A 25567-nucleotide genomic window follows, 5' to 3' on the forward strand; every position below is an offset into this window, starting at 1 on the left:
TTTCCGAATCGGCAAAACCATATGGTCACAATGGAAACCGAGTGGTCACTTTTGCTATGATAACAAAACCAATGGCACATGACAAGAAAATGAACTTAAAAAAATACCTGCCCCAATGACAGGTATTTATCCTTCCGCATGTGCGGCATATATGTGGATCTGTCCGTTACGTTCGACGATTAAAAGATCTTCCCGCTCCTTGACAGAGTAGATAGCGGTTCCTTTTTTCAACCGAGAAGCTGTTCCATGTTCAAAATGTGTGGCAGCTGTTTTCTGAATGACACCTACTTGCTGATGTTTTGTTACATTTAATGATTTTGTCCAATCTATGTTTGTTTCATAGATCGTTTCTTCCCATTGAAATAAATCTGCCTGTGGATCGAGAGCTAATAACTCTTCTGCACTAGGTGGTTTTGACTCAAATTGCTGAACAGATTGGCAGGCGCATAAGCTCGTTGCCAATAAGAGCATGAATAAGCAAGTCCATATTGTCCGTGTCAAATAAGGTTCTTCCCTTCAAAATAGTGTCTATGAGTCATAGTCGTTTCCATAGGTTGTCGCGTTACAATGTCATAGGCGAGTAACGAGATTGTATGTTAGAACAAAATACGATACATTTATCGTATGAATAATCCAAATCATCCAACCCAAGAAAACATGAGACTCATTTCTGTGCTGCAAGCATTGGCTGACCCTGTTCGGCTGGAGATTGTCCGCTGCTTAGCAGAAGCGGGTGAGAGAACATGCGGTACGTATCATATGAACATTGCCAAGTCCACGCTGTCGCATCACTTTAAAGTACTAAGAGAGGCAGGCATCGTGAAAGTGAGAATTGACGGGAAGCACCGTTACTACTCTCTCAGAAAGGACGACATTGATACCGCTTTTCCAGGCCTCTTGTCATCCGTTTTAGCTGTAGACAAGGAGCGGTGGTAAGAGAATCTTGCATCAACAAATGACAAATCCCCAAGGCATTGTAACCTTGGGGATTTGTGATGCGTCTCGTGTAAAACGGAATTAGGCCATTGAATGATCCATAGACAGATGGACAATGTCATAAATGTGAATCTGCTGCTCTATATTCTCTGGTAATGAGTCCAGAAAAGAATATTTGACGCATTTCCATTTATCGGGGTTATATACGATGACTTCACCCTTATTGTCGTTAAAATGGGAAAAGAGATGGGCGATATCTAGATTTTCAAGGCAATCAGTAGGATGAATCGTCACATACTCTTCAAGAACGAATGTGCTACGATGAAAATCATCTGTTAAATGAACGGAATATGTGATGCCAATATTGATTTGTTTCCAGCCAAAAGAACGTAAAATATGATCAAATGACCCCTTAAACACAAAATCCGTCATGCCCTCAGATTGTTTCCAAATATACAATGGGCAATAGCCATTGTGTAAACTCCTATGTTTGTCTTTTTCAGTGATCAAATAAGCTTTAAATAATAAATCCTGATATCCATCTGTTTTCCATCCATTGTTTCGTACTCTTTTTCTAATGATATTCATATCATAATCCGCAGGCAGATCCACATGATATTGCATGGCATGCATAGAAACACTCCCTTTCAATAGCCATCATAATCGACTTCAAACCAGTTGAATAATACATATTTGTGTTATTGTTATCACAAAAAGTGATAGGTGATCATGATGAATATAAATGATTTGATTATTTTTATAGAGGTGTATCAAAAAGAATCGATTAATCAAGCGGCTAAAGCTTTAGGGTATGCGCAATCCAATATTTCTCAAAGAATCAAAGCGCTTGAAACTTTATATGATGCAACATTTTTTATCCGGCATCATCATGGAATCAGTTCAACAGGACAGGGGGATTTATTTTATCAATACGCTCAAAAAATCGTAAAAGAAACGAAGTCCATTCAACAAAAATTGACTTCACAGAAAAAGAACGTTTTATGCTCTGAACTTCTATTTAACGTTTTATATGAGCAGCATGTTTTAGAGGATATTCAAGCCACTGATTTTATCATTGCTTCATCAAGTACGATCAACAAAAAGTTAACAGAGGATGTGTATGATCAAATTATTTCTTTTAATCAAATGGAAAAAGCGGAATATCAATTAAAAGAGGTAAAGAGCTTGGCATTGAACGTATATGGAAAATCCAAAGAGATATACGATGATGATGTTTCATTGGTCGTGAATCGTGATCAGCTTTGCCCATTAAGACATGAGGCCAGACGTATGCTGGGTGATCGAACCCTATTTGAGTTAGATTCGTTTGAAGGAATGATCAAAATCGTTGAACAGGGAGATGGTATTGCGTTACTGCCAACAAACTTAAAAAGCCTTCAAACACTCGTGAAATTGCTAGAAAAAAATATTCACATCAACTATTACGTTTATGAAAGAATGTGATCGTAACACTCCTCTGTCGGTTTAGTCCCGTCAAAGGAGCGCCACGATTCATCTACATGAGCTGTTTCATTTCCCATAAATCGAGTCATACAGGCGTCTCACCGCTGGCTTAATATCCTCTGGCCGCATATGAGAGAAACCGAGGACGAGTGGGACAAAGCCTTCTTTGTGACCAGGCACATGCTCATCAAGGGTAAAACGGTCCATCCCGTACATTTTCAGCTTTCGGTCTTTGGCACGTTGTAAAATCTCATGCTGCGTCCGATCTGAGCGGAATTCTGCGATAAAATGCAGCCCTGCATTTTCCCCGATAATTCGTACGTTGTCACGAAAGACAGTGTCAAGCTCCCCAATGAGCTGTTTTCGTTTTTCCTCATATAGCCCATTCATTCTTTTAATATGCCGCTGATAGGCGCCATCTTTTATAAAATAAAGAAGGGTGTATTGTGTAAAAAGATTGGCCGTTTGAATAAAAAAGTGCTGTTCTTCTTTATAGCGTCTTAATAAATGCTGCGGCAGCACCATGTAGCTGATCCTCAAGCCGGGCAGCAAAGATTTCGAAAAGGTCCCCATATAAATGACTTTGTCATAGCGATCAAGGCTTTGTAGCGCCGGTATGCTGTCTGTGCCGTACTTAAATTCACTGTCATAATCGTCCTCAATGATATAGCGGTCTGGCTGATCAGCTGCCCAGTTTAATAGCTGTATCCGCCTAGAAATCGGCATGATCACCCCTGTTGGGAACTGATGAGAAGGCGTAATGATCAACACATTTGGCTCTTTCTTCTGGATATCGCTCATCCGCACCCCTTTTTGATCAATGCCAATCGTTTCAATCCGGTGATGATTGTTTTTCAGCATTTGATACAGTCTGCGATAGCCGGGGTTTTCTAATCCATATATTTGATCAGCTGGAAGGATGCTAGATAACGAATGAATGAGCGACTGTGTACCTGCACTTAAAATGAGCTGTTCAGGGTAGCATTTGACCCCTCGTGCAAGTCCAATCAGCCGGGCAATTGTTTCCCGTAGCTCATAGACGCCTTGTGGGTGCGGCAGCTCACCAAAGGCTTCTTGGTGGAGATGAATCGCTTTTTGCTCACTTTTCAGCCAGCTTTTAAAAGGAAAATTGGCTGTATCAACAGAAATATGAGAAAAGGAATACCAGTCATCTCGCTCAATCGGATTTTCCTTTAAATCAGCTGGAAGGGAAGAGGGTTTCAGTTGACCTGATTCATGAAATGTTTCCAGTGATTCCACAAAAAAGCCTTTCCGTTCAACTGAATATAAATATCCCTCGGCAAGCAGCTGCTGATAGGCGCCATTCACTGAATTGACGCTGACGTTTAAAGTATCTGCTAACTCTCGTTTAGACGGTAATTGATCGTGCGGCTGCAGGTTACGGTTTAAAATTTCCTCTTTAATTTTTGTATAAATTTGATGATAAATAAATCCGTTTTCCCCTGTTTGATCTAGTTGAATTGTCAGCATCTCGTCATTCCATCCTCTCTGGTACCATGAAAAAAATGATATTGGTACTTTCTATCATACCAAAAAATATTCAGAATAATAAAAAAGACATAAAGGGGATGGATGACAATGAGTCAAACGACAACAAACCGTTTTTCAACAGAGGAATGGCAGGGGAAAAGAGATCAATACGTCGCAAGAGGCGTAAGTAATGGCAACCGTCATCTTGCAGCGAAAGGGAAGGGAGCCGAGCTTTTCGATATTGATGGCAATCGTTTTATCGATTTTGCAGGCGCCATCGGTACATTAAATGTAGGACACTCCCATCCAAAGGTTGTGGAAGCAGTCAAAGCACAGGCAGAAAGCCTGATTCACCCAGGATTTAATGTCATGATGTACGAATCCTATATCGAATTGGCAGAAAAGTTATGCCACCTCACACCAGGCGACCACGACAAAAAAGCCATTTTCTTAAATTCAGGTGCAGAAGCAGTTGAAAACGCAGTGAAAATTGCCCGTAAATATACGAAAAGACAAGCGGTTGTCTCATTTACAAGAGGCTTCCACGGAAGAACGAATATGACGATGAGCATGACAAGCAAGGTCAAGCCTTATAAATTTGGATTCGGACCATTTGCGTCAGAAGTGTATCAAGCGCCGTATCCTTATTACTATCAAAAACCTGAAGGATTAAGCGATGCAGCCTACGACGAATACATCATTGATCAGTTCAATCAATTCTTTGTCGCAACCGTTGCACCAGAAACGGTCGCTTGTGTGGTGATGGAGCCAGTTCAAGGGGAGGGCGGATTCATTGTACCATCGAAGCGTTTTGTCCAGCATGTCGCTTCATTCTGTCAGCAACATGGAATCGTATTCGTGGCAGATGAGATCCAAACAGGATTCGCAAGAACAGGGAAATACTTTGCGATTGAACACTACGATGTGGTACCAGACTTAATCACTGTGTCAAAATCACTTGCAGCTGGCCTGCCGCTGAGCGGTGTTGTTGGCAGAAAAGAATTACTTGATGCAGCGGACCCAGGGGAGCTAGGAGGAACGTATGCTGGCAGTCCATTAGGCTGTGTGGCAGCTTTGGCTGTACTTGATATTATTGAAACAGAACAACTGAATGAACGATCTGAACACATTGGACAAGTCATTGAGGACAAAGCGAATGAGTGGAGAAGTAAGTACTCATTCATCGGGGAAGTCCGGCGATTAGGGGCAATGGCGGCCATTGAAATTGTGGAAGATCAAAAAACGCGTACACCAGATAAGAAGACAGCCGCAGCGATTGCAGCCTATGCAAACAAGCACGGACTACTCTTATTAACGGCAGGGATCAATGGGAATATTATTCGCTTTTTAACACCACTTGTCATCACAGATGAGCTGCTGCAAGAAGGACTAGGGATTATCGAAGACGCCTTCACAGCACGCTAAACAACAAAGGGGGATGGTTGTATGCAAAAACAACAAATGGCTAAAACCATGTCGCAGTCAGACGTACTGTTTTTATCCATTGGTGCAATGCTTGGCTGGGGCTGGGTTGTACTTTCGGGAGATTGGATTTTAACAGCTGGATTTTTAGGAAGTGTGATTGCCTTTGTCATAGGGGGCGTTCTCGTCATCTTTATTGGACTAACGTATGCAGAGCTTTCCTCTGCGATTCCAGAAACAGGCGGAGGACTCGTCTTTGTCCAGCGGGCATTTGGGATCAAATCAGCGTTTGTCTCCGCATGGGGCGTATTGTTCGGTTATGTGTCCGTGATTACGTTTGAAGCTGTCGCACTTCCGACAGTCATTGACTATGTCATTCCAACACAGCATGTTGGTTTCCTATGGAATATAGGAGGATGGGATGTTTACTTTACATGGGTATTGATTGGATCTGGCGGTGCGTTGTTTTTAACAGCTCTGAACTACATTGGCGCAAAGCCTGCTGCTATTTTTCAATCGGTGTTCACAGTGGCCATTATCCTGACAGGTTTTCTTCTATTAGGCGGAGCTACATTTAATGGAGATTTTGCAAACCTTGAGCCGATGTTTCAAGGCGGGGTTGGCGGTCTGATGGCTGTGTTAGTGATGATTCCCTTTTTATTCGTTGGGTTTGATGTCATCCCGCAGGTAGCGGCGGAGATTAACGCACCGAAGAAGATCATCGGGAGAATTTTGATTATCTCCATTGTGAGTGCGGTTGTATTTTATCTGCTCATTGTCTTTGGAGTAGCGGCAGGATTGTCCAAAGGTCAGCTTGAGGCTTCATCACTGGCAACAGCAGATGCTATGGTACAGCTTCTTGGTCATCAGGCGTTTGGAACTGTGCTTGTCATTGGTGGTGTAGCAGGCATTGTGACGAGCTGGAATGCTTTTATCATTGGTGCAAGCCGTATCCTCTACGCAATGGCGGAAAGAGGCATGATTTCCAAATGGTTTGCGTATATTCATCCGAAGTATAAAACACCGACAAATGCCATTTTGTTCTTAGGTGCATTGGCCTTTTTTGCACCATTACTAGGCCGACCTGCCCTCGTGTGGATTGTCAATGCAGGCGGTGTGGGCATCATCGTTGGGTATTTGATTGTGTCCATTGCCTTTATGAAACTTCGCAAGACAGAACCTGAGCTTGAGCGTCCATACCGCATTAAATATTGGCGGACGACCGGCGTTTTTGCCATTGGACTCAGTCTCCTTTTTCTATCATTTTATTTTCCTGGGATGCCGGCTTCCTTATCATGGCCAGCTGAATGGATTTTGCTTTTAGGTTGGGCACTCATTGGGTATATACTATATGTAATGAATCCAAGAACGAAGGAGAAGGTAGAGCATGACAAACGAACTCAAAGTGTATAATCCTGCAACCGGAGAAGAAATTGCCTCAGTTGCTCAGCATACAAAAGAACAGATTGAAGATGCGATCACTCGCTCACACAAAGCATTCAAAACATGGGCAAAAACGTCGGCCCATGAACGTGCAAATATCATTCGCAAATGGTTTGATCTCATGATCGAGCATAAAGAAAGACTTGCAAAAATCATCACAGAAGAAAACGGGAAGCCGTATCAAGAAGCATTAGGGGAAATCGTCTATGCCGCTGGATATATTGAGTGGTACGCAGAGGAAGCAAAGCGGATTTACGGTAGAACGATCCCATCTCATACGACAAACAAACGCCTATTTGTCACAAAACAGCCAGTCGGTCCTGTTGCGGCGATTACACCATGGAATTTCCCTGCGGCGATGATTACAAGGAAGGCTGCACCAGCGCTTGCGGCGGGCTGTACGTTTATCGTGAAACCTGCTGAAGACACGCCGCTTACGGCCATTGAGCTTGTGAAATTAGGCCATGAAGCCGGAATTCCAGAGGATGCCTTGCAATGGGTGATTGGAGATGGAAAAGAAGTGGGGGAAATCTTCACAGATAGTCCATTGATCCGCAAGATCACATTTACTGGCTCTACACCAGTTGGAAAACATCTCATCAAAAACAGTGCGAGCACAGTGAAACACGTTTCTATGGAACTTGGCGGTCATGCCCCGCTGATCGTAGATAAGGACGCCAACCTTGAATTGGCTGTGAAACAAGCAGTGGCATCTAAATTCCGTAATGCAGGCCAGACGTGTGTTTGTGCCAATCGCTTAATCGTCCATGAAGAAATTCATGAAGCATTTGCGCAAAGCTTCAGCAAAGAAGTGGAAAAGCTGAAAGTAGGAAATGGGTTTGAGGAAGGCACGTCCATCGGACCGATTATCAATAAGCGAGGCTTCGATAAAATTGTCGACCAAATTCAAGATGCCGTGGATAAAGGGGCGAAAGTTCTTGTCGGCGGCGATACACATTTTGACGATGAGAAGTCGTATTATTTTGTTCAGCCGACGGTGCTAACTCATGTCGACCCTTCAATGAACATTATGCATGAAGAGACGTTTGGTCCAGTTGCACCCATTACGACATTTAGCACATTAGATGAAGCCATTGAATTAGCAAATGATACACCTTTTGGACTTGCGGCTTATTTCTTTACAGAGAATTACCGCAATGGTCTCTATATATCTGAGAATCTAGATTACGGGATTATTGGCTGGAATGACGGGGGACCATCCGCTGTGCAGGCACCTTTCGGCGGTATGAAAGAGAGCGGTATTGGTCGTGAAGGCGGCATCGAAGGCATCGAGCCTTATTTAGAAACGAAGTATGTGTCAATTGGTTTAGACGAATAACATGTGAAAAAGACTGTCCGAGAAGTCTCGGCAGTCTCAGCGTGTAGGCAAACCCTCGCATTCTTTGTCAGTCCTGCGTGCTGGTGCTCACGAATGTCAAATTCGCTCCGCTCCAGTACTCGTCCTTCCTAGGGCTGCAAAGGTTTTCTATCACGCTGAAAAGGAAGACAAAGGGCTAAAATCAAGTTCATTTTAGCCCTTTGTCAACAATCTGTGACTGTCCGAGAAGCCTCGGCAGTTTTTTTATGTTAAACAGCCGGTGGGAAAAGTTGATCCACCGTTTCTTTTGTTTCTTTGAGAATCTCGTGGATGTCGTCTGCAGATGCTTGTTCCATGCTGCTGAATAAGAGCCGTTCGACTGGCTGAACGCCGATCAGATCGAAGGCGGCTGTATCTGTCGTCATGTGATGGCTGGGGGTGATGATCATATTTGAATCAAGAAAGGTCCTCGGTGCATCATGCGTATTAATAATGACCCCTTTTTTGTCTCGAAGCAGATTTTTCACCACTCCGTTTTCATTGATCTCATACGCAAACCCCTCTGAAAAAACGCGCTCCACATAACCCTTTAGCATCGCCGGCAAGCCTGTCCACCATATTGGAAAGATAAACGTGAGGACATCAGCTTGTTGAATCAGCTTCTGCTCTCTTTGAACCGGTACCGGCACATGTCCGTTTCTCATGGCAACCTTTTCTGCTGTTGTCAGCTCTGGCGGAAAGCCAATGCTATACACATCACGAACCGTCACATCATGACCATTGTTCAAAAGAGTGCTTACAACAAGATCTAATAGGGTTTGATTTAAGCTTTGCTGGGGATGAGCAAATATGATTAGATGGTTCATCTCATAGCCTCCTAGGTGGTCATGTGTCTCATTATGGCATGCACGAGTATCCTATTCAATCCTATATTGGAAATGATAGGTTGGGAAAATAAAAAGCGACCGCTTGAAAAAACGATCGCTCATGTAAGGCTTATTTCTTTCTAAAAGCAAGTCCAAGTGCAATTAATGCCACAACTAAGGCTGCAATGGACAGACCAAGAACAAGTGGTGAAGAAGAAGCAGAGGCTGTTTCAGATGCCTTTTCTTCTTTTGGTTTTTCTTGACCATGTGAATCCGTTACGGTATTAGACGCAACAATATTTGTGATCGAATGAGGCTTATCAGCGTCCTTGTCGCCAGTCCATTCAACTACTGTTCCATCCTTGTAATATTGATACGCATCCCATGCCGCTTCGCCGGCTTTTTCAGGGTTTTTTGCGACAAACACGAATTGCTGGAACTGGCCAGCAAGGACACCATCGCCAGTTGCTTCCCAAGTGACTCTTGTGACTTTTCCGTTTTTCTCTTCAGTTGTTGTTTTCCAGCCAGGCACTGGCTCGTATTGCTGGAATTCTACGCCTTTAGGCATCGTGATGACAACCTTTGTTGTCGGACTGTCGCTTTCAGAAGGTACTTTTAACGTATAGGTTTCCCAAGCATTCGTTGCGGATGTATCAGGTTTGACTGTCACGTGTGCACTTACAGGAATCGCCAGTAAAAATGAAGCGAGAAGCATTGGTAATAAAGCTTTAACGTATTTTTTCATATGATATAAACTCCTTTTAGTTTCTTCTAATGAATGTCGTATCGATGTTGTCAAAAGAACCAGTTAATACATGAATCTCAATTTTCCAAGTGCCTTTTTCATTTAGTAAGAGGTTTTCAGCCGAGAAGTGACCATTCTTTAATCGTTTCAGCTGAAATTCGTTTGGCGTTTCATCACCGAACAAGGAGACTTTGTGGATCTTAGCTGTCACTGATTGAATGTCTGTGATCGTTTGTCCATCCTTCTTCGTAAATGCCACCTCGAACGTGTTTTTACCAGGAGCATTCGGGGTAATGCTCAAAGACACAAGGTCACGATGCTCCACCTGATTGGCTCCAAAGAATGGCTCTGGTGCAGGCGGCGGAGGACTTGGGATATTGGTAAATACGGCTGTTAATAGTAAAATAGCGATCCCAATGATCCACTCTGCTCGTAAAGATACGTTTCGTTTCTGCTTCTTTTCCCATCTCAGCATCAAATAATGGATAAGCCCAAGTAGACCCATGATGATAAATAAACCAAGTTTGATTAAGAAGGTGCGTCCATAAGCTGATTGGAAAAGGGCATCAAATGATTGCAGAATAAAAATCGCATTCACAAACCCAGAGAACACAATTAGTCCAACTGAGAGCAGTGCCCACGGATGAAAGGCTGTCAGGGTGCTGCGTATGAGCGGCTGATCTTCATTCGGCAGTTTCTTCATCAAAAGAAGGACAATGGCTGTTAAGCCGCCGACCCAAATAGATGCAGAAACGAGATGAATGAAATCGAGTGACGTTGTCAGTATTTTATTATCTGTAGCGGCTGGATGACCGATTTGTGCTTTCAGCCAAAGGAGTACGATGAAAATGAGCAGTGGAAACAGCCATACCCGGAAGGAAGTGAAGTTTCCTTTTTTCATCGCCACAATCGTCCAGATCGTCAGTAGAACAAATGACGCCATTAGCAGCATCCACAGACTCCCACCCGAAGTCGACACAATGGTTTCTTGTAAAAGCGATGGTTGAAATGCCCCTAAAAAGGACACGTCTGCCGCTGATTTAGTTTGAATCGGCAGCTGGAACAAGAGTGCTCCGCCCATCATGATCAGTGAAACAGTCAAAAGTCGCTTCATTCGCCGGGCTAAAACGTCGGTTATGGGCGCTTTAAACCATAGAAGCCCAAATAAAATGGTTCCAAGAAATAAGCTGAATGACGTATACAGAAAGGCTTTGTCAATGGTTGAAGCCATATCGATGGATTCACTTGATTGTCCTTGATCTAATTGATCAAATCCTCCATCCGCTTTTCCGATACTAAACGGAATCATGCCAGACACAGAGTGCCCATCGGCTGATACCGCATTCCACTGAATGGTGTAAATGCCTTTTGGTAAATTTTTTTTTAAAGCTGCTTCCATGATCTTTTGCTCTTTGATGACCGTATCTCCTTGATCCACACGATCCCCTTTTGCATTAAACACCTTAATGGCATGAAATCCGCTTTCGATTCCTTCACTAAAGGTGATTGAGACTGCAGGAGGCTGCTGATCCAGCTCTTCATTTGCTACTGGATTTGAGCTCACCACATATGCATGAGCAAATGCTTCTTTTGGAATGAAAAATGAGAACATGAAGAGAAGCAGCAGAAGCCACTTACTATATTTCAACAATGTGAATAACCGCCTTTCTACCTATGAAAATGTCTCATGTATCAGAAAGAAAGCGGCAGTAAACTGTGAGTCACAGAAAAAACCGCTCTTTCTATTGTACCGCCCACTCTAAAAGGTAAACGAAACAAATAGCAAGATGGTTCACTTTTTCTGTGTCATGTCTTGTCTGCGCAGACGTTTCTTGAATGTTTGATCAATATAAGCCTATTCGATTTAAGTAGAGGAAACAAGAAGTGACCATTTGAAAGTTGTGAAATTCCAATGAATTTTGCGCCAAAACAACAGTAGATTCAACTTTTACCCCGCTATCATCTATGGTATGCCGAGAGGTGTCACATTATTTTTCAATTTTGTCACACACTAAGTGACAAAGTGACATTTAGTTTCAATTGAAGGGAAAGTGAAAGCGTTTTACGATAGGTATAAGGGCTTCACTGACTCTCGTTCTTATATCTTTTGACCTATAAAGCCCGAAATAAAGGGAGAGAAGAAAGGGGTTTTCACAGATGAAGGAAAAAAGCGGATTCCGCGTGAAAGTACAGCGCTTTGGAAGCTATTTAAGCGGCATGATTATGCCGAATATTGGTGCATTTATTGCATGGGGACTCATTACAGCTTTGTTCATTCCAAGTGGTTATCTTCCGAATGAACAATTAGCTACACTCGTTGGACCGATGATTAACTACTTACTACCGCTCTTAATTGGTTACACAGGCGGTAAACTCGTCTATGACCATCGAGGCGGAGTGCTCGGTGCTACGGCTACGATTGGCGTCATTGTTGGCTCAGACATTCCAATGTTTTTAGGTGCCATGATCATGGGACCGCTTGGCGGTTATCTTATTAAGAAAATCGACCAGCTGTTCAAAGACCGAATCAAATCTGGCTTTGAAATGCTTGTGAATAACTTTACGGCAGGTATCCTCGGTGCCATTCTTGTTGCCATTGCATTCTATGCTATCGGCCCAGTGGTACTAGGTCTGAATAAAGCCCTTGCGGCAGGTGTAGATATCATTGTCAATGCTCATTTACTACCGCTGGCAAGTATCTTCATTGAACCTGCAAAAGTATTATTCTTAAACAACGCGATTAACCAAGGTATTTTAGGTCCGTTAGGGGTCGAGCAAGCAGCGAAGACAGGGCAATCTGTTCTGTTCTTGCTTGAAACAAACCCAGGGCCAGGCTTAGGTGTTCTTCTTGCGTATATGTTCTTTGGAAGAGGAAATGCGAAACAGTCTGCACCAGGTGCCATTGTCATTCAGTTCTTAGGAGGAATCCATGAAATTTACTTCCCGTACATCTTAATGAAACCAAAACTTATTTTGGCTGTCATTGCAGGGGGAGCAAGTGGTGTCCTGACGTTCACATTATTAAATGCAGGATTAAAAGCTGTGCCGTCACCAGGAAGTATTATTGCGCTTATGCTGATGTCTCCAAAAGGCGGTCACCTTGCCGTTTTAGCAGGGGTTGTCGTAGCAGCTATCGTATCGTTCCTTGTCGCATCGGTCATTTTGAAAGCATCTAAAGAAGTTGACGAAGATTTAACAGCAGCAACAGAAAAGATGCAGGACATGAAAGGCAAGAAAAGTGCAGCCGCCGCTGCTCTTACAGCACAAAAAGAAGACGCTCAAGCAAACGAGCAAGCAGCATCTCCAAGTGACGTCAATCCAGATGACGTGAATAAAATCATCTTTGCCTGCGATGCAGGAATGGGTTCAAGTGCAATGGGTGCGTCCATTCTGAAAAACAAAGTGAAAAAGGCAGAGCTTGATATCGATGTGACAAACACATCGATCAGCAACATCCCAGATGATGCGGATGTGGTCTTTACTCATAAAGATTTAACAGACAGAGCCAAGGCAAAGCTGCCAGGCGCTGTGCATATCTCAGTGGATAATTTCTTAAACAGCCCGAAATATGATGAGCTAATTGAGAAATTGAAAAAATAACATGACGAAACGGGTTGAGTCCAATTTTTCCTAATTGAACTCCCCGTTTTGGTTGTTTTCCTGATTTTTATTCTAAAAAAGGTGTGTGATCATGTATGAAACAAGTACTTTCTAAAGACAATATTTTTCTAAACGAACAAGCAGGTTCTAAAGAAGAAGCCATCAAAAAAGCAGGCGAAGTCCTCGTAGCAAACGGCTACGTCACAAGTGATTATGTCGACAAAATGTTTGAAAGAGAAGAGATCTCTTCTACATTTATGGGGAACGGCATTGCAATCCCTCATGGAACAGAGGATGCGAAAGCGGCTGTCCTTCATTCAGGGATTTCGATTATCCAAATTCCAGATGGTGTTGAATATGGTGAAGGAAATGTGGCGAAAGTCGTCTTTGGGATCGCTGGGAAAAACAACGAGCATCTTGACATTCTGTCTCAAATTGCGATTGTCTGTTCAGAAGAAGAAAATGTAGAACGTATCATTCATGCAAAGGATCAGGATGAACTGATCGCCATCTTTAACGAGGTGAACTAACATGAAGGCACTTCATTTTGGAGCAGGGAATATTGGCAGAGGGTTTATCGGATCTTTGTTAAAGGCATCAGGCTTTGAACTTGTCTTTACCGATGTGAATGAAGCGGTCATCAATGAGCTGAATGAAAGAGGAGAATACACGGTTGAACTCGCAGCACCAGGGCAGAAGCAAGAAGTAGTCGGGCCCGTATCAGCGATCAATTCTTCGCAAAATCCAGCAGCATTAACAGAGGCGATTGCCACAGCCAATTTGATTACAACAGCTGTTGGACCAGCCGTATTGAAGATCATTGCCTCATCGATTGCTGAAGGATTAAAACGAAAAAAGCCAGACCATATCATCAACATCGTGGCATGTGAAAATATGATTGGGGGAAGTGCTCATTTAAAAGAAGCGGTGTTCTCTCATTTAACAGCAGATGAGCAAGCAGTGATATCACAAACCGTTGGCTTTCCAAACGCTGCGGTTGACCGCATTGTTCCGATTCAGCACCATGAGGACATTCTCAAAGTGTCGGTTGAACCATTTTTCGAGTGGGTCATTGATGAGACGGGCTTTATTGGAGATGTTCCGCAAATTGACGGAGCGACCTTTGTCCGAGATTTGACGCCGTATATTGAACGGAAGCTTTTCACCGTCAATACAGGACATGCACTAGCGGCTTATGTCGGGTATCAGCAAGGCGTAAAAACCATTAAAGAAGCTGTTGATACACCAGACATTCGTCAAGTTGTCGAAGGTGCCCTTCATGAAACGGGCAGTTATTTAATTGACGCATATGGCTTCCGAAAAGAAGAACATGATGCGTACATTCAAAAAATTATCAAGCGATTTGAGAATGCTTTTATCTCCGATGAAGTGACTCGTGTCGCACGCTCTCCTCTTAGAAAGCTGGGAGCAGATGACCGTTTAATCGGTCCAGCGAAAAAGATCAAGCAGCCAGTGTACTTAATCAAAGGGATCGCTGCTGCCTTGGCTTACGACTTTGCAGAAGACGAAGAAGCGGTCCGCTTGCAGGCATTAAGGAAAGAAAAAGGCATTGAAGGTGTGCTTCAAGAGGTATGTGGACTCAAACCTGAAGACGATCTCTATCAAGCTATCCTCAAAGAAACCGAGCGATAATCAAAAAATCCCTTTCTAACGTGAAAGGGATTTTCAGCGTATAGACAAACCCCCGCATTCGGTGTCAGTCCTGTGTGTCGGTGCTCACGAATCTCTCATTCGCTCCGCTCCGATACTCGTCCTTCCTAGACTGCAAAGGTTTTCTATCACGCTGAAATGAAGACAAAGGGCTAAAATCAATTTTAGCCCTTTGTCAACAATCTGAGATCCCTTTCTCTAACGTGAAAGGGATTTTTTCTATGACTTTTTTAATACTTTCCCCTGCATGACGATATATGTAGTAAGGGGGAATTAGAACATGAAAAAGAAAGCGTTTGCTTCAAGGAGTGTCTTTTTTCAATTGATGTCAGCCATTATCGTTATTACAATTCTAACAGGCGGACTTGTAGGAACAACGGGGTATTTTTTAGCGAAAAATGTCTTAATTGATGCGGGGAAAGAAGATTTAAAACACATCGTAAATGGGGCGATGGCTACTCTTGAACAATTGAACGACCGTGTGGAGAACAAAGAACTGACGCTTGAACAGGCGCAGGAACAAGCCCGTATATACTTGAGCGGGCCGAAGAATGACAACGGCAAAGGGTATCAATTTCAAAAATCAGATTTCATCTATAAAAATAAAGGCTACCTTGTCGCATATGGAGCCGATTATTCATCACAGGTTCATCCGGTTAACGACATCGGCGTCATCCCAGATAACACGACAAATCGTCAAAAAATGGTCGCTGGCGCCACAGCAAAAGGCGAGGATGCACACTATATCACCTATATGGATAAAGACGATGCCACGGGGGAAGAAAAACAAAAACTCGCTTATATGAACCAGTTTACACCGTGGAATTGGAGTATAGGAATCGCTGTATTTCAGGATGAATTTTATAAAGAACTAGAGCAGATGAAGCTCTATATTATTCTCATTACAGCAGGTGTCGCTCTTTTAAGTATGGGTGTCTTTTATTTGGCAGCCCGAGGAAAAGTGAGACTGCTCAAGCAAGTCACGGCTGCTTCAAAAGAAATTGCGGCGGGCAATCTTGAACGCACCAGCTTAAAAGAAACCTCGGATGAAATTGGGCAGTTGGCAAAAGGCTTTAATCATATGTCAGGAGAGCTTAGAACACTTGTGAGCGGTTTGCAGGAAACGAGCAGCCAGCTCGTCGAATCTGCGACAGATCTATCCGCCATCTCTGAAGAAACATCCGCCAGCAGTGAAGAAATTGGCCGAGCGATTGGAGATATCTCAACAGGGACCCTTCATCAAGCATCAGACCTTGAGATAGCCAATCAACAAATGACTCAGTTCAATCAATCCATTGAAAACGTCAAAGAACAAAGCGACCAGATCAAACGAATTTCAGACCAGTCGAACCAATCTTCCGAGCAGGGTCAGCAAATTGTCCAGCAATTAAAACAATCAAATGAGCAATCCATTCAGGCATCTCAAGGCATTCGATCAGGGATTGAGCAGTTAAGTACAAAAGTACAAGATATTTCTCAAATCACAGATACCATTGAAAGCATTTCAAACGAAACAAACTTACTGGCACTGAATGCGAGCATTGAAGCAGCTCGTGCAGGAGAGCATGGCAAAGGATTCTCGGTTGTGGCGAGTGAAGTGCGGAATTTAGCTGAACAGACAAAGCAATCAGCTGTTCAAATACAGCAGATGATTCAAGGCATTAAAGAAGAAACGACGGCTACAGCTGGCATGATGTCCAAAACAATGGATCGTTTTGCCGAGCTTGATGAAGCGGTTCATGCAACAGAACAAGAATTCAATTCCATCTCTACATCGATTTCACAAACCATCGTTGAAACGAATGCGATGGCAAAAGAGCTGAACACATTACTGGAACAAAACGACCTCATCACAAAAGCGATGCATGGTGCAGCGCATATTTCTCAAGAAAATGCCGCTGCGATTGAAGAAATCACTGCATCTACTGACGAACAAGTCACCGCCATCTCCAATGTGGCGAAGGCAGCAGAAAGGCTCAATGAGCTAAGCATGCGATTGAATCAAGATATTGCACGTTATCGTTTATAAGGTATGGTCAAACGGACGTCGAAAAGTCGATGTCCGTTTTTTTATTTAGACGACTTTCGTCCTTTTTGCCCGTCGCTTTTGATTTGTTTGGTACGTTCGATAGGCTTTCCAAGCATTGGCACATAAAAGCCCTGTGAGTAAGTAAGATAAGCTATTAAATAAATAGAAGTCCACACACGAAACGACAGCACAGAGGATACCAAAGATGATTTGATCACGATTCTTTGCTGGTGAAGTAGGTGGATCAGTCAACATAAAGAATGCAAGGAACAAGACGGCATTTAAGTAGGGCGTCATAAAAGCAGATGAAGCATCCGTTAGGCCGATGAATCCCAATATGAGGTGGATCAGGCCGTATGCTGCTAGAAAGGCGAAAACTTGCGGGAACTTTTGTACGCGGCTTGTCACCAAATAACCGCCGACCACCACTAGGATTATAGTCCACCAAGGTAGAAGAGACATACCGCCCCACCAGCTTTGATTGGAAGAAAATAAAATGACTGAGAGCCATAAACCAAATGCGGCTGGATTCAAAATTGGTTTCTTTTGATAAGTGATGACATGCTTAGATAATATGGCTACTGCGGCTGTGAAAGCAGATACAGCAAAAGAAGTGGCTGGACTGAGAACAATGCCAATAATCAGCCCTGTGAGCAGAGCTCCATCAGGGAATGTGTGTTTATTGTTTTTCCAAATCACTCTTGAGATGAAAGAGTCAATAATTAGTGCTGTCCCGATGCTGGTAGCAACTGTAGCGAGACCACTAAGAAAACCAGCGTGCAGACTCCCGGCGGCTAAAAAGACCAAAAGAATGGCGATGACATACCGTTTCGGCGTCCGAATGTAGGTTTTTAGTGAAGGCGATGATTTCAAAAATGTTTGGTCTCTTGTTGGTGCTGGCTGTAATTCCATGATGGAACCTCCTTCATCTCCGGTGTTAGGGTCATATCAGCATCTTGATCCACCATCACGGCAGGTATTTCATGTTCGGCTAAAAAAGAATAACCTCCTTCTCTACCTAATAAAAAAGCAGCTGTAGAGAGACTATCTGCGAGCATACCGAGTGGTGCAATGACGGTACAGCTTAACAAACTTTGTTCAGACTGTTTCGTTTGAGGGAGAATCAAATGGTGCGTATGAGGATCATTACGGCTGATCCGTTCATAGCTTCCAGATGTACAAATCGCACAATTAGTCGTTTGAATGACCGAGATGTTGGTCTGTTTGTGAATGGGATGCCGAATCCCAATTGTCCACTCTTCTTGTTGTTCGTTAAATCCAGATACCAACACATCCCCACCAGCATTCATCATAAAGCCTTCCCATGCTTCAAGCTCTTTTGCGGCAAGATCGCACGCAAATCCCTTTGCAATAGAACCAAAATCCAAAATCAGCGGTTTGTTCAAATAAATCGTCCGATTCGTCTCGTTTAACTGGACGTCACGGTAATGAACAGCTGTATGTGGTACGTCATCTGATGAAAAAGTTTGTCCTGTCGTATATAAACGATCGAATCCTTTTTGTTCCATGACTTTCCCGATGGTTGGATCATACTTTCCATTTGTTAATTCAGCTAACTCTAACGCATAGGCTGTTAAATCGAAAAGCATTTCACTGACTAATACCTCTTGCTTGGAGCGATTGGCTAACTTCATGACTTCCGAATCAGAGCGGAAACGGCTAAACCGATGTTCGATATCGTAAAAAATGGAAAAAGCGCGATTGATGTCTTCTAAAACAGCTCGTCGATCTTCTTCATAGGCAACCACTTGAATATTGATAACAGTTCCCATAGCCAGCATGGATTTTTGATAAGTTATCAGTTTTTGTTGTCCTAACCATTTCATCATAGTGTCTCCTCTCTATGCCTTTGCCTGCTCTAAAGCCTGAGCAACGGCTGTTTCAAAATCCTGAGTACTTAATGTTGCACCGCTCACCGTATCTACATCAGCACTTTGTCTGATAACCACTTCATTAGGTAATGATGAAATGGAGCTTTGCCCGTATCTAGTGTTATCACTCGTAATCTCGACAGAAGTGATATTTCCTTGTTTGATGGTAACAGATACACTGATAGAGCCAATTTCATTTGATCCAGTACCAGAGAAAGTACCATCCTTGAGTTCAGTTTCTGAAGTGGTATCTTCTGTTTGAGTGGCGGTAGTATCTGATGTGAGAGATGTATCGTTTGAAGAAGCGTCTGCTTGTGTATTTGATTGTGCTGTTTGAACGGCTTGAGCGTGATGGGTAGTTGCATAACCAGTGATGTATAAGCTGCTGATGGCTGCGGTGCAAAGACTAATCATTTTCTTATTTATTTTTGCCATGATGTATCCTACCTCCTATTACGATCTACTATATAGAAGAAATTTGAACAAACCATGAACAAGAAAAGAACGATTTTAGATAATGGGCAATAAGAATCAAGATGTTACACGTTATCATTTATTTTTGACTGTGGTTCATTTATCAGGTAGGATGAAATAAATCTAAACCTTGCTCACGCAATCAAAAAGGGGTGTTTCGTCCATGAAAAAGAAAATATTGATGTTCTTATCTTGTGGCTACGGATACTCCACTGCTGTTTTCTTTTAGGATAGACAAAAATTGGTGAAGTCTGTCTACAGGAGGAAAAACACGCAGAAAAATCATAGTGAGTGAGGGATTTACATGGAAAAAATCACGAGAAAAAACCCAGAAAGTATGCCGAAACCCGTTGGCAACTACAGTCATATCACAAGGGTGCCAAAGGGTGCGGGGTTATTTGTGACATCAGGTCAAGTAGGGACAGGAGCGGATGGACAGATCCCATCAAGCTTAAACGACCAAGTCACCAATACGTTTGAAAATATAAAGAGAATCCTTGCATCAGAAGGATTGAATGAAGAACACGTCATTAAAGTCAATATTTGGGCAACAGAAGAAATTGATTGGGATCATCTATATCCACAGTGGGATGCAATCTTCAAAACGGCATATCCATCAATGACCGTTGCCTATGTGACTGCATTAGGGTGGCCAGAGCTGAAAATCGAAATAGAGCTATGGTGTGCCGATATTTAATCAAAAAAAGAACAGTGCAAACTGTTCTTTCAGCGTGTAGCCAAACCCTCGCATTCTTTGTCAGTCCTGCGTGCTGGTGCTCACGAATGTCAAATTCGCTCCGCTCCAGTACTCGTCCTTCCTAGAATGCAAAGGTTTTCTATCACGCTGAAAAGAAGACAAAGGGCTAAAATAAAGAATCATTTTAGCCCTTTGTCAACAATCTGAAAGAACAGTGCAAACTGTTCTTTTTTGATGAGTATTTATGAAACAACTTGGAATCGCTTTGTAATGAACGCACCGAGAAATGCACAGACTGTGTAGACGATGACCCAAATGAGAAAAGATTCATTTCCACCAATAAAGGTGAACATCAGAATCACACTCGCTACCAGCACAATCAAGGTGGGAAACCAAATGTTCTTTAAAAACAATGTGCCGAAAATACCAATCAGCACAGAGATCATAGGTAAACCAACTACAACGAATAAGACAAAAACAGCCATGCTAATTACTCCTTTGAACCAAATCAACTATTTACATAAAAACATATAACAGTGCTGCACCCATATGCGGAAGAGCAAAGATGATGAAAAGAAACGCCGTATCAAGACGAAACATCCGGTGTTCTTTTGTTTCAGAGTGATAGGCCGCTCGTGCCTCTTCCCCGTTGGTCCATGCACCCATAAGAAATCCAGATGCAACGAACGCAATAATAGAGATTCCACCACTGACGAATCCAATCCATTCATGGTGCTGTAATATGAGCGCCGCACTGCAAATCACCAGCATGGAGCAAACACCAGCAAAAACAGCATGTTTCTTTCTCATTACGCTTCACTCCTTCGGACAGCTATTAGGAGACCGCATCACATATTTCAATGAAATGTCCATCAGGATCAGACACATAACTGACCGTTTGTCCCCACGGCTTCTTGGCAGGTTCCTTGATGACAGGTACTCCTTTTTCCTTCAAGGACGCAATGGTTTCATTCACATCATCCACAACAAAGCCAATCTCAAACGTTTGTGATGAGCTGACTGCCTCTGGAACAGGCAGCCCAAGTGCCTCTTTCACATCTTGGCGTGAATTAATCGATAGGGTGACTTCTCCTGTATCAAACTCAACATAGGATTCAACCCTCAATTTAATCGGCAAACCGAGGATATGATGGTAGAACTGAATACTTGCCTCAACATCGTTTACATATAGAATGGTATATTTCATTTTCATGTGGAAAGCTCCTCTCTTCATATACGTGTCAAAACCGGAAAGGTTTCCCACTCATTTTACCACATAGGTCATAAGATTCATTTAATTCCAAAAAAACCAATATTTTCACCTCAATCGTCTTGAAAAACAAAATGTGGTGACATATGATAAAAATGTAAAATGAGAAAAAATAGGGGGGAACTTACATGTTGAAAAAAATCATGGTCACTGTCTTGTCTTTCGGTCTTTTACTTAGCTTTACACAAGTTGACACTCACACAGCGGATGCAAAGACAGTCAAGTACAAAAACTGCAAAGCACTCAACAAAGTATATAAAGGCGGCGTGGCAAAAAGCAAAAATACGAAAAACAAAGGTGGAAAAACGAAGTACAAGCCTTATGCATCAAAAGCACTTTACTTAAAAAATAAACACCTTGACCGTGATAAAGACGGCATTGCGTGTGAACGTTAAAAAGACCTGTCACAAGGTCTTTTTTCTATGGGATCAAACTCGTCCCTTTGTGCCATCTTCATCTTTATATTAAAATAAAGATAGATTCAAAAAATGATACAAAGTGGGGTACTCAATTTGTCAACACAAGCTGATAAGAAAGACATCCGATTGATTGCCATTGATATGGATGGCACGCTGTTAAACAGTGAGCACGTCATTCCTGAGGAAAATAAACAAGCCATTAAAGAAGCAGAAGCCAAAGGGGTCCATGTGGTGATTAGCACAGGACGTACGCTGATGACATGCCGAGAGCTGGTCGAGCCACTGAAACTCTCTTCCTATCTTGTCACAGCGAACGGAAGTGAAATTTGGGATTCAAACTTCCAGTTGATCGAACGAGAACTACTGCATCCCGATCACGTTCAGATGATGTGGGATCTAAAAAACAGATACGAAACCGATTACTGGGCATCTACTGTGGATAAAGTGTGGAGAGGAGAATTCCCAGAACGCATTCATGACCACGAATGGCTGAAATTTGGCTTTGATATTCATGACGATGCTGTTCGTGAGGAAGTCCTCCATACATTAAAAACAAATGGACAGCTAGAAATCACGAATTCCAGTCCAACCAATATCGAAGTCAATGCAGCAGGCATTAACAAAGCGGCAGCTCTCGCAAAAGTTGCAGAACGCATTGGCTGTACAATGGACAACGTCATGTCACTTGGCGACAGCCTGAATGATATGGCGATGATTCAAGAAGCCGGATTAGGCATCGCAATGGGCAATGCACAAGAAGTTGTGAAAGAAGCGGCTGATTGGATTACGGCTCCTAATACAGAGCATGGGGTAGCAAAAGCCATCCAGCATTGGGTGCTGTCTAAATAAATGAGTAGAAAAAGTGAGAGGATATGACCTCTCACTTTTTTTGTTTTCTACTAGTTCTATTGTTATATTTTCTGACAATTTCATGTGCAGTCTATCCAAAGTTGGTATAATCAATATAAATTCGAATATTCGGACTTTCTATTCCGTAATTCGGAACGACAAGGAGGGGTCCTATGTATCAAGTGGATATTAACTGTGATTTGGGAGAAAGTTTTGGTCAATACACCATCGGTTCAGATGAACAAATTCTTGAATATGTTACCTCAGCCAATATTGCATGCGGTTTTCATGCGGGAGATCCAACTGTGATGAGAAAGACGGTTAAAATGGCACTGGATAAAGGGGTCCAAATTGGTGCACATCCAGGTCTGCAAGATTTAGTCGGTTTTGGCAGACGTCCAATCGCTATCTCAGCAGAGGAAGCCTATGATCTTGTGATCTATCAAATTGGTGCACTATCAGCCTTTCTGAAAGCAGAAGGCGGTACAATGCAGCACGTCAAACCACACGGCGCCCTTTACAACATGGCGGCTAAAAATACTGAATTATCTGAATCAATTGCGAAGGCTGTGTATGATATTGATCCTAACCTTGTGTTATTTGCGCTGTCAGGCAGTGAACTTGCGTCAGCAGGGGAAAGAATCGGTCTTCAAGTGGCACATGAAGTTTTTTCTGATCGGACGTATCAACCAGACGGGACACTGACATCCCGCCGTGAACCTCATGCACTCATTGAAGAGGATGAAAGGGCGGTTCAGCAGGTCATCCGTATGGTAAGAGAGGGGAAAGTGCGGACAGTGCAAGGGGAAGATGTTCAGCTCAAAGCAGATACGGTGTGTATCCACGGGGATGGCAGTCACGCGCTTCAATTTGCAAAAACCATTACAGCGAAGCTAAAAGAAGCCACTATTCAACTCAAGGCCTTTCGATAAATCGTCATCAAAGGGGGAAACAGCATGAAAAGAGAGAAAGCCAAACAGATGAAAGCTCCAAAAGGGAACCGTTCTATGCTGATGGGCGCAGCCTTTTTAATGGCAACGTCCGCCATTGGACCGGGATTTTTAACACAAACAACGGTGTTCACACAGCAGCTCGCAGCTAGCTTTGGGTTTGTCATCTTGATTTCTATTTTGCTAGACATTTTTGCGCAAACAAATGTATGGCGTATCATTGCCGTCTCGGAAAAAAGAGGACAGGACATTGCCAATATGGTTCTGCCGGGGCTCGGATATGTGTTAGCCTGTTTGATTGTCATTGGGGGTCTTGCCTTTAATATTGGAAATATCGCTGGTGCGGGTCTCGGTTTTCAGGTCATATTCGGCGTCGATCCCCGCATAGGGGCTGGGGTCAGTGCAGTCATTGCCATTCTCATTTTTGTCATCAAAGAGGCAGGAAAAGCGATGGACCGATTCACACAAATTGCTGGTTTTGTCATGATTGGTCTGATGCTGTATGTGGCTATTTCTACAGCACCGCCAGTTGGAGAAGCGGTCATGAGAACTTTCGTGCCAGAGAAAATTGACATGTTATCAATTGTCACACTTGTCGGCGGGACAGTTGGTGGCTATATCGTTTTTGCTGGTGGTCATCGTCTGCTGGATGCTGGCATTAAGGGGAAGGATGCATTGCCTCAAGTGACGAAAAGTTCCATTTTCGGTATTTTGATCACATCCGTGATGCGTGTGGCTTTATTTTTAGCCGTTCTAGGAGTTGTCTCAAAAGGCTTACAGATTGATCCATCGAACCCGCCTGCGTCTGTTTTTCAATTAGCATCTGGAAATGTGGGATATAAAATGTTTGGCATCATTATGTGGGCTGCCGCCATTACCTCAGTCATTGGAGCGGCATACACCTCCGTTTCCTTCTTTAAAACCTTCTCACCAAAAATCGAGAAAAATCAACGAGGCATTATCGTTGGATTCATTGCGCTCTCGACCATTTGTTTTATCACGATTGGAAGACCTGTGAACATATTGATTTTGGTTGGGGCCATCAATGCATTGATCTTGCCGCTTGCACTCGGAACATTGCTGATTGCTGCCTATAAAAAAGAAATTGTCGGTGATTATCGCCATCCATTCTTTTTGACAGCAACAGGCGCGTTTGTTGTTGTCATCATGGCAATCATGGGCGGATATACCATCATGAATGAAATTCCAAAACTATGGAGCTGATCATATGAAAGCATATCAAACCTATGAGCCGTCACAAATCAGGGAATTGATTCGTAAGCAGAAGATCACAGGACCAACGGCTGGCTTTGCTGAGGGATTTGCGCAAGCCAACTTAATGATCGTCAAAAAAGAGCTAGCCTTCGATTTTCTTTTATTTTGTCAGCGGAATCCGGCTTCGTGCCCTTTGCTTGATGTGCTCGACCCAGGTGATCCAGTGCCAAGGCGTTCAGCACCTGATGCGGATATTCGAACGGATTTCCCTAAATATCGTGTTTACAAAAAAGGGGTTCTTCAAGAAGAGGTAACAGATATTTCTTCCTATTGGGAGGATGATATGGTGGGCTTTCTCATCGGATGCAGCTTTACGTTTGAGCATGCACTGATGCTGAATGACATTCCTGTCCGCCATATTGAAGACGGTCATAATGTCCCAATGTATCAAACGACCATTTCATGTGAAAGGGCAGGTGTATTCCATGGTCCGATGGTTGTCAGTATGAGGCCAATCCCAGCGCATCAAGTCACAAGAAGTGTTCAGGTGACGTCTAGATTCCCATCTGTACATGGCGGTCCTATCCATATAGGTGATCCAGCTGTGATTGGCATTGAACATGTAGATCAACCAGACTTTGGAGAACCATCTGTGATCAAAGAAGGGGAAGTCCCGGTGTTTTGGGCATGTGGTGTGACGCCGCAAGCCATCGTCATGCACACTAAGCCGGATATTGCGATCACCCATGCACCCGGTCATATGTTTATCACAGATGTAAGAGATCAAAAGCTCGGTGTCCTGTAGAAAGAGAGGTG

At 43.1% G+C, this 25567-nt stretch carries 27 protein-coding genes; 15 read left to right on the forward strand and 12 right to left on the reverse strand.

From position 1 onward, the window contains the following. Positions 1-126: 126 nt before the first annotated feature. On the reverse strand, positions 127-501 hold the full coding sequence (locus NST09_RS02235; protein WP_060832085.1) for a hypothetical protein: 375 nt from the start codon (positions 499-501) through the stop codon (positions 127-129). A 123-nt stretch (positions 502-624) separates the two neighbouring features. Here NST09_RS02235 and NST09_RS02240 point away from each other — a divergent pair, with 123 nt between their 5' ends. After that, a complete protein-coding gene (locus NST09_RS02240; RefSeq protein ID WP_007498144.1) occupies positions 625-936 on the forward strand; it encodes a metalloregulator ArsR/SmtB family transcription factor in 312 nt (103 codons plus the stop codon). A gap of 81 nt (positions 937-1017) precedes the next feature. Here NST09_RS02240 and NST09_RS02245 read toward each other — a convergent pair whose 3' ends face one another. After that, on the reverse strand, positions 1018-1569 hold the full coding sequence (locus NST09_RS02245) for a DUF4865 family protein (protein ID WP_342493304.1): 552 nt from the start codon (positions 1567-1569) through the stop codon (positions 1018-1020). Positions 1570-1668: 99 nt separating this feature from the next. On the opposite strand from NST09_RS02245, the gene NST09_RS02250 reads away from it, so the two are divergent. After that, entirely contained in the window at positions 1669-2400 is a 732-nt protein-coding gene (locus NST09_RS02250; RefSeq protein ID WP_342493305.1) for a LysR family transcriptional regulator, read from the forward strand. 66 nt (positions 2401-2466) lie between these two features. On the opposite strand, the gene NST09_RS02255 is transcribed toward NST09_RS02250, so the two are convergent. Further along, entirely contained in the window at positions 2467-3891 is a 1425-nt protein-coding gene (locus NST09_RS02255; RefSeq protein ID WP_182489490.1) for a PLP-dependent aminotransferase family protein, read from the reverse strand. Between the two features lie 108 nt (positions 3892-3999). Between NST09_RS02255 and gabT the strand changes: the two genes are divergently transcribed. Genes gabT through NST09_RS02270 form a run of 3 tightly spaced genes read left to right on the forward strand, consistent with a single transcriptional unit; the run spans position 4000 to position 8095 of the window. Next, positions 4000-5316, forward strand: a complete 1317-nt coding sequence (gene gabT, locus NST09_RS02260; protein ID WP_046342660.1) for a 4-aminobutyrate--2-oxoglutarate transaminase — start codon at positions 4000-4002, stop codon at positions 5314-5316. A gap of 21 nt (positions 5317-5337) precedes the next feature. Then, on the forward strand, positions 5338-6726 hold the full coding sequence (locus NST09_RS02265) for an APC family permease (protein WP_048002392.1): 1389 nt from the start codon (positions 5338-5340) through the stop codon (positions 6724-6726). Then, positions 6701-8095: an NAD-dependent succinate-semialdehyde dehydrogenase gene (locus NST09_RS02270; RefSeq protein WP_007498133.1), complete on the forward strand. Its 1395-nt coding sequence runs from the start codon at positions 6701-6703 to the stop codon at positions 8093-8095. Before NST09_RS02265 ends, NST09_RS02270 begins: the two co-directional genes overlap by 26 nt. A gap of 248 nt (positions 8096-8343) precedes the next feature. On the opposite strand, the gene NST09_RS02275 is transcribed toward NST09_RS02270, so the two are convergent. The 3 genes from NST09_RS02275 to NST09_RS02285 all read right to left on the reverse strand — a co-directional run bounded on the left by NST09_RS02275 (position 8344) and on the right by NST09_RS02285 (position 11336). Beyond that, entirely contained in the window at positions 8344-8940 is a 597-nt protein-coding gene (locus NST09_RS02275; protein ID WP_007498130.1) for an NAD(P)H-dependent oxidoreductase, read from the reverse strand. A gap of 130 nt (positions 8941-9070) precedes the next feature. Then, positions 9071-9685 carry a DUF1775 domain-containing protein gene (locus NST09_RS02280; protein WP_039166206.1) on the reverse strand — a complete coding sequence of 205 codons (615 nt, stop codon included), beginning with the start codon at positions 9683-9685 and terminating at the stop codon, positions 9071-9073. Between the two features lie 16 nt (positions 9686-9701). Then, the gene (locus tag NST09_RS02285; protein WP_342493306.1) at positions 9702-11336 is read right to left on the reverse strand and encodes a copper resistance protein CopC; all 1635 of its coding nucleotides are present in this window, start codon (positions 11334-11336) and stop codon (positions 9702-9704) included. Between the two features lie 506 nt (positions 11337-11842). Between NST09_RS02285 and NST09_RS02290 the strand changes: the two genes are divergently transcribed. From NST09_RS02290 to NST09_RS02305, 4 genes are all read left to right on the forward strand, one after another. Continuing rightward, a complete protein-coding gene (locus NST09_RS02290; protein WP_326115456.1) occupies positions 11843-13285 on the forward strand; it encodes a PTS mannitol transporter subunit IICB in 1443 nt (480 codons plus the stop codon). A gap of 95 nt (positions 13286-13380) precedes the next feature. Next, a complete protein-coding gene (locus NST09_RS02295; protein ID WP_019743148.1) occupies positions 13381-13815 on the forward strand; it encodes a PTS sugar transporter subunit IIA in 435 nt (144 codons plus the stop codon). 1 nt (position 13816) lies between these two features. After that, positions 13817-14938, forward strand: coding sequence for a mannitol-1-phosphate 5-dehydrogenase (locus tag NST09_RS02300; RefSeq protein ID WP_342493307.1), 1122 nt, complete (start codon positions 13817-13819; stop codon positions 14936-14938). Between the two features lie 298 nt (positions 14939-15236). Then, positions 15237-16985: a methyl-accepting chemotaxis protein gene (locus NST09_RS02305; RefSeq protein ID WP_342493308.1), complete on the forward strand. Its 1749-nt coding sequence runs from the start codon at positions 15237-15239 to the stop codon at positions 16983-16985. Between the two features lie 45 nt (positions 16986-17030). Here the strand turns inward: NST09_RS02305 and NST09_RS02310 are convergent, their stop codons facing one another. The 3 genes from NST09_RS02310 to NST09_RS02320 are packed head-to-tail and all read right to left on the reverse strand — an operon-like array spanning position 17031 to position 19312. Next, positions 17031-17897, reverse strand: a complete 867-nt coding sequence (locus NST09_RS02310; RefSeq protein ID WP_342493309.1) for an RnfABCDGE type electron transport complex subunit D — start codon at positions 17895-17897, stop codon at positions 17031-17033. After that, positions 17855-18832 carry an FAD:protein FMN transferase gene (locus NST09_RS02315; RefSeq protein ID WP_146271712.1) on the reverse strand — a complete coding sequence of 326 codons (978 nt, stop codon included), beginning with the start codon at positions 18830-18832 and terminating at the stop codon, positions 17855-17857. Before NST09_RS02315 ends, NST09_RS02310 begins: the two co-directional genes overlap by 43 nt. Positions 18833-18847: 15 nt before the next feature. After that, positions 18848-19312, reverse strand: a complete 465-nt coding sequence (locus NST09_RS02320; protein ID WP_007498114.1) for an FMN-binding protein — start codon at positions 19310-19312, stop codon at positions 18848-18850. Positions 19313-19655: 343 nt separating this feature from the next. On the opposite strand from NST09_RS02320, the gene NST09_RS02325 reads away from it, so the two are divergent. Further along, positions 19656-20048, forward strand: coding sequence for a RidA family protein (locus NST09_RS02325; RefSeq protein ID WP_007498112.1), 393 nt, complete (start codon positions 19656-19658; stop codon positions 20046-20048). A gap of 242 nt (positions 20049-20290) precedes the next feature. Here NST09_RS02325 and NST09_RS02330 read toward each other — a convergent pair whose 3' ends face one another. The 3 genes from NST09_RS02330 to NST09_RS02340 are packed head-to-tail and all read right to left on the reverse strand — an operon-like array spanning position 20291 to position 21261. Then, entirely contained in the window at positions 20291-20533 is a 243-nt protein-coding gene (locus NST09_RS02330; RefSeq protein WP_125590173.1) for a DUF2651 family protein, read from the reverse strand. Between the two features lie 31 nt (positions 20534-20564). Next, positions 20565-20858, reverse strand: a complete 294-nt coding sequence (locus tag NST09_RS02335) for a DUF5316 family protein (protein WP_241511740.1) — start codon at positions 20856-20858, stop codon at positions 20565-20567. Positions 20859-20883: 25 nt separating this feature from the next. Then, positions 20884-21261 carry a VOC family protein gene (locus NST09_RS02340; RefSeq protein ID WP_113747478.1) on the reverse strand — a complete coding sequence of 126 codons (378 nt, stop codon included), beginning with the start codon at positions 21259-21261 and terminating at the stop codon, positions 20884-20886. 185 nt (positions 21262-21446) lie between these two features. On the opposite strand from NST09_RS02340, the gene NST09_RS02345 reads away from it, so the two are divergent. From NST09_RS02345 to NST09_RS02365, 5 genes are all read left to right on the forward strand, one after another. Further along, entirely contained in the window at positions 21447-21713 is a 267-nt protein-coding gene (locus tag NST09_RS02345; protein WP_019743140.1) for an excalibur calcium-binding domain-containing protein, read from the forward strand. A 117-nt stretch (positions 21714-21830) separates the two neighbouring features. Continuing rightward, the gene (locus tag NST09_RS02350; RefSeq protein WP_008347194.1) at positions 21831-22586 is read left to right on the forward strand and encodes a Cof-type HAD-IIB family hydrolase; all 756 of its coding nucleotides are present in this window, start codon (positions 21831-21833) and stop codon (positions 22584-22586) included. 173 nt (positions 22587-22759) lie between these two features. Beyond that, complete coding sequence (locus NST09_RS02355) at positions 22760-23518, forward strand: 5-oxoprolinase subunit PxpA (protein ID WP_008347192.1); 759 nt, start codon at positions 22760-22762, stop codon at positions 23516-23518. A gap of 24 nt (positions 23519-23542) precedes the next feature. Then, positions 23543-24760 carry an NRAMP family divalent metal transporter gene (locus tag NST09_RS02360; protein WP_008347191.1) on the forward strand — a complete coding sequence of 406 codons (1218 nt, stop codon included), beginning with the start codon at positions 23543-23545 and terminating at the stop codon, positions 24758-24760. A 4-nt stretch (positions 24761-24764) separates the two neighbouring features. Further along, positions 24765-25556, forward strand: coding sequence for a putative hydro-lyase (locus tag NST09_RS02365; protein WP_270109475.1), 792 nt, complete (start codon positions 24765-24767; stop codon positions 25554-25556). Positions 25557-25567 lie beyond the last annotated feature (11 nt).

Origin of the sequence: Bacillus sp. FSL W7-1346, from assembly GCF_038593335.1 — a bacterium.
Taxonomy (GTDB): Bacteria; Bacillota; Bacilli; order Bacillales; family Bacillaceae; genus Bacillus; species Bacillus altitudinis.

Coding starts and splice junctions, on each gene's coding strand:
- NST09_RS02240 (WP_007498144.1), top strand. CDS start 625: ATGAATAATCCAAATCATCCAACCCAAGAAAACATGAGACTCATTTCT.
- NST09_RS02245 (WP_342493304.1), bottom strand. CDS start 1,569: ATGCATGCCATGCAATATCATGTGGATCTGCCTGCGGATTATGATATG.
- NST09_RS02250 (WP_342493305.1), top strand. CDS start 1,669: ATGAATATAAATGATTTGATTATTTTTATAGAGGTGTATCAAAAAGAA.
- NST09_RS02255 (WP_182489490.1), bottom strand. CDS start 3,891: ATGCTGACAATTCAACTAGATCAAACAGGGGAAAACGGATTTATTTAT.
- gabT (WP_046342660.1), top strand. CDS start 4,000: ATGAGTCAAACGACAACAAACCGTTTTTCAACAGAGGAATGGCAGGGG.
- NST09_RS02265 (WP_048002392.1), top strand. CDS start 5,338: ATGCAAAAACAACAAATGGCTAAAACCATGTCGCAGTCAGACGTACTG.
- NST09_RS02270 (WP_007498133.1), top strand. CDS start 6,701: ATGACAAACGAACTCAAAGTGTATAATCCTGCAACCGGAGAAGAAATT.
- NST09_RS02275 (WP_007498130.1), bottom strand. CDS start 8,940: ATGAACCATCTAATCATATTTGCTCATCCCCAGCAAAGCTTAAATCAA.
- NST09_RS02280 (WP_039166206.1), bottom strand. CDS start 9,685: ATGAAAAAATACGTTAAAGCTTTATTACCAATGCTTCTCGCTTCATTT.
- NST09_RS02290 (WP_326115456.1), top strand. CDS start 11,843: ATGAAGGAAAAAAGCGGATTCCGCGTGAAAGTACAGCGCTTTGGAAGC.
- NST09_RS02295 (WP_019743148.1), top strand. CDS start 13,381: ATGAAACAAGTACTTTCTAAAGACAATATTTTTCTAAACGAACAAGCA.
- NST09_RS02300 (WP_342493307.1), top strand. CDS start 13,817: ATGAAGGCACTTCATTTTGGAGCAGGGAATATTGGCAGAGGGTTTATC.
- NST09_RS02305 (WP_342493308.1), top strand. CDS start 15,237: ATGAAAAAGAAAGCGTTTGCTTCAAGGAGTGTCTTTTTTCAATTGATG.
- NST09_RS02310 (WP_342493309.1), bottom strand. CDS start 17,897: ATGGAATTACAGCCAGCACCAACAAGAGACCAAACATTTTTGAAATCA.
- NST09_RS02315 (WP_146271712.1), bottom strand. CDS start 18,832: ATGAAATGGTTAGGACAACAAAAACTGATAACTTATCAAAAATCCATG.
- NST09_RS02320 (WP_007498114.1), bottom strand. CDS start 19,312: ATGGCAAAAATAAATAAGAAAATGATTAGTCTTTGCACCGCAGCCATC.
- NST09_RS02325 (WP_007498112.1), top strand. CDS start 19,656: ATGGAAAAAATCACGAGAAAAAACCCAGAAAGTATGCCGAAACCCGTT.
- NST09_RS02330 (WP_125590173.1), bottom strand. CDS start 20,533: ATGGCTGTTTTTGTCTTATTCGTTGTAGTTGGTTTACCTATGATCTCT.
- NST09_RS02335 (WP_241511740.1), bottom strand. CDS start 20,858: ATGAGAAAGAAACATGCTGTTTTTGCTGGTGTTTGCTCCATGCTGGTG.
- NST09_RS02340 (WP_113747478.1), bottom strand. CDS start 21,261: ATGAAAATGAAATATACCATTCTATATGTAAACGATGTTGAGGCAAGT.
- NST09_RS02345 (WP_019743140.1), top strand. CDS start 21,447: ATGTTGAAAAAAATCATGGTCACTGTCTTGTCTTTCGGTCTTTTACTT.
- NST09_RS02355 (WP_008347192.1), top strand. CDS start 22,760: ATGTATCAAGTGGATATTAACTGTGATTTGGGAGAAAGTTTTGGTCAA.
- NST09_RS02360 (WP_008347191.1), top strand. CDS start 23,543: ATGAAAAGAGAGAAAGCCAAACAGATGAAAGCTCCAAAAGGGAACCGT.
- NST09_RS02365 (WP_270109475.1), top strand. CDS start 24,765: ATGAAAGCATATCAAACCTATGAGCCGTCACAAATCAGGGAATTGATT.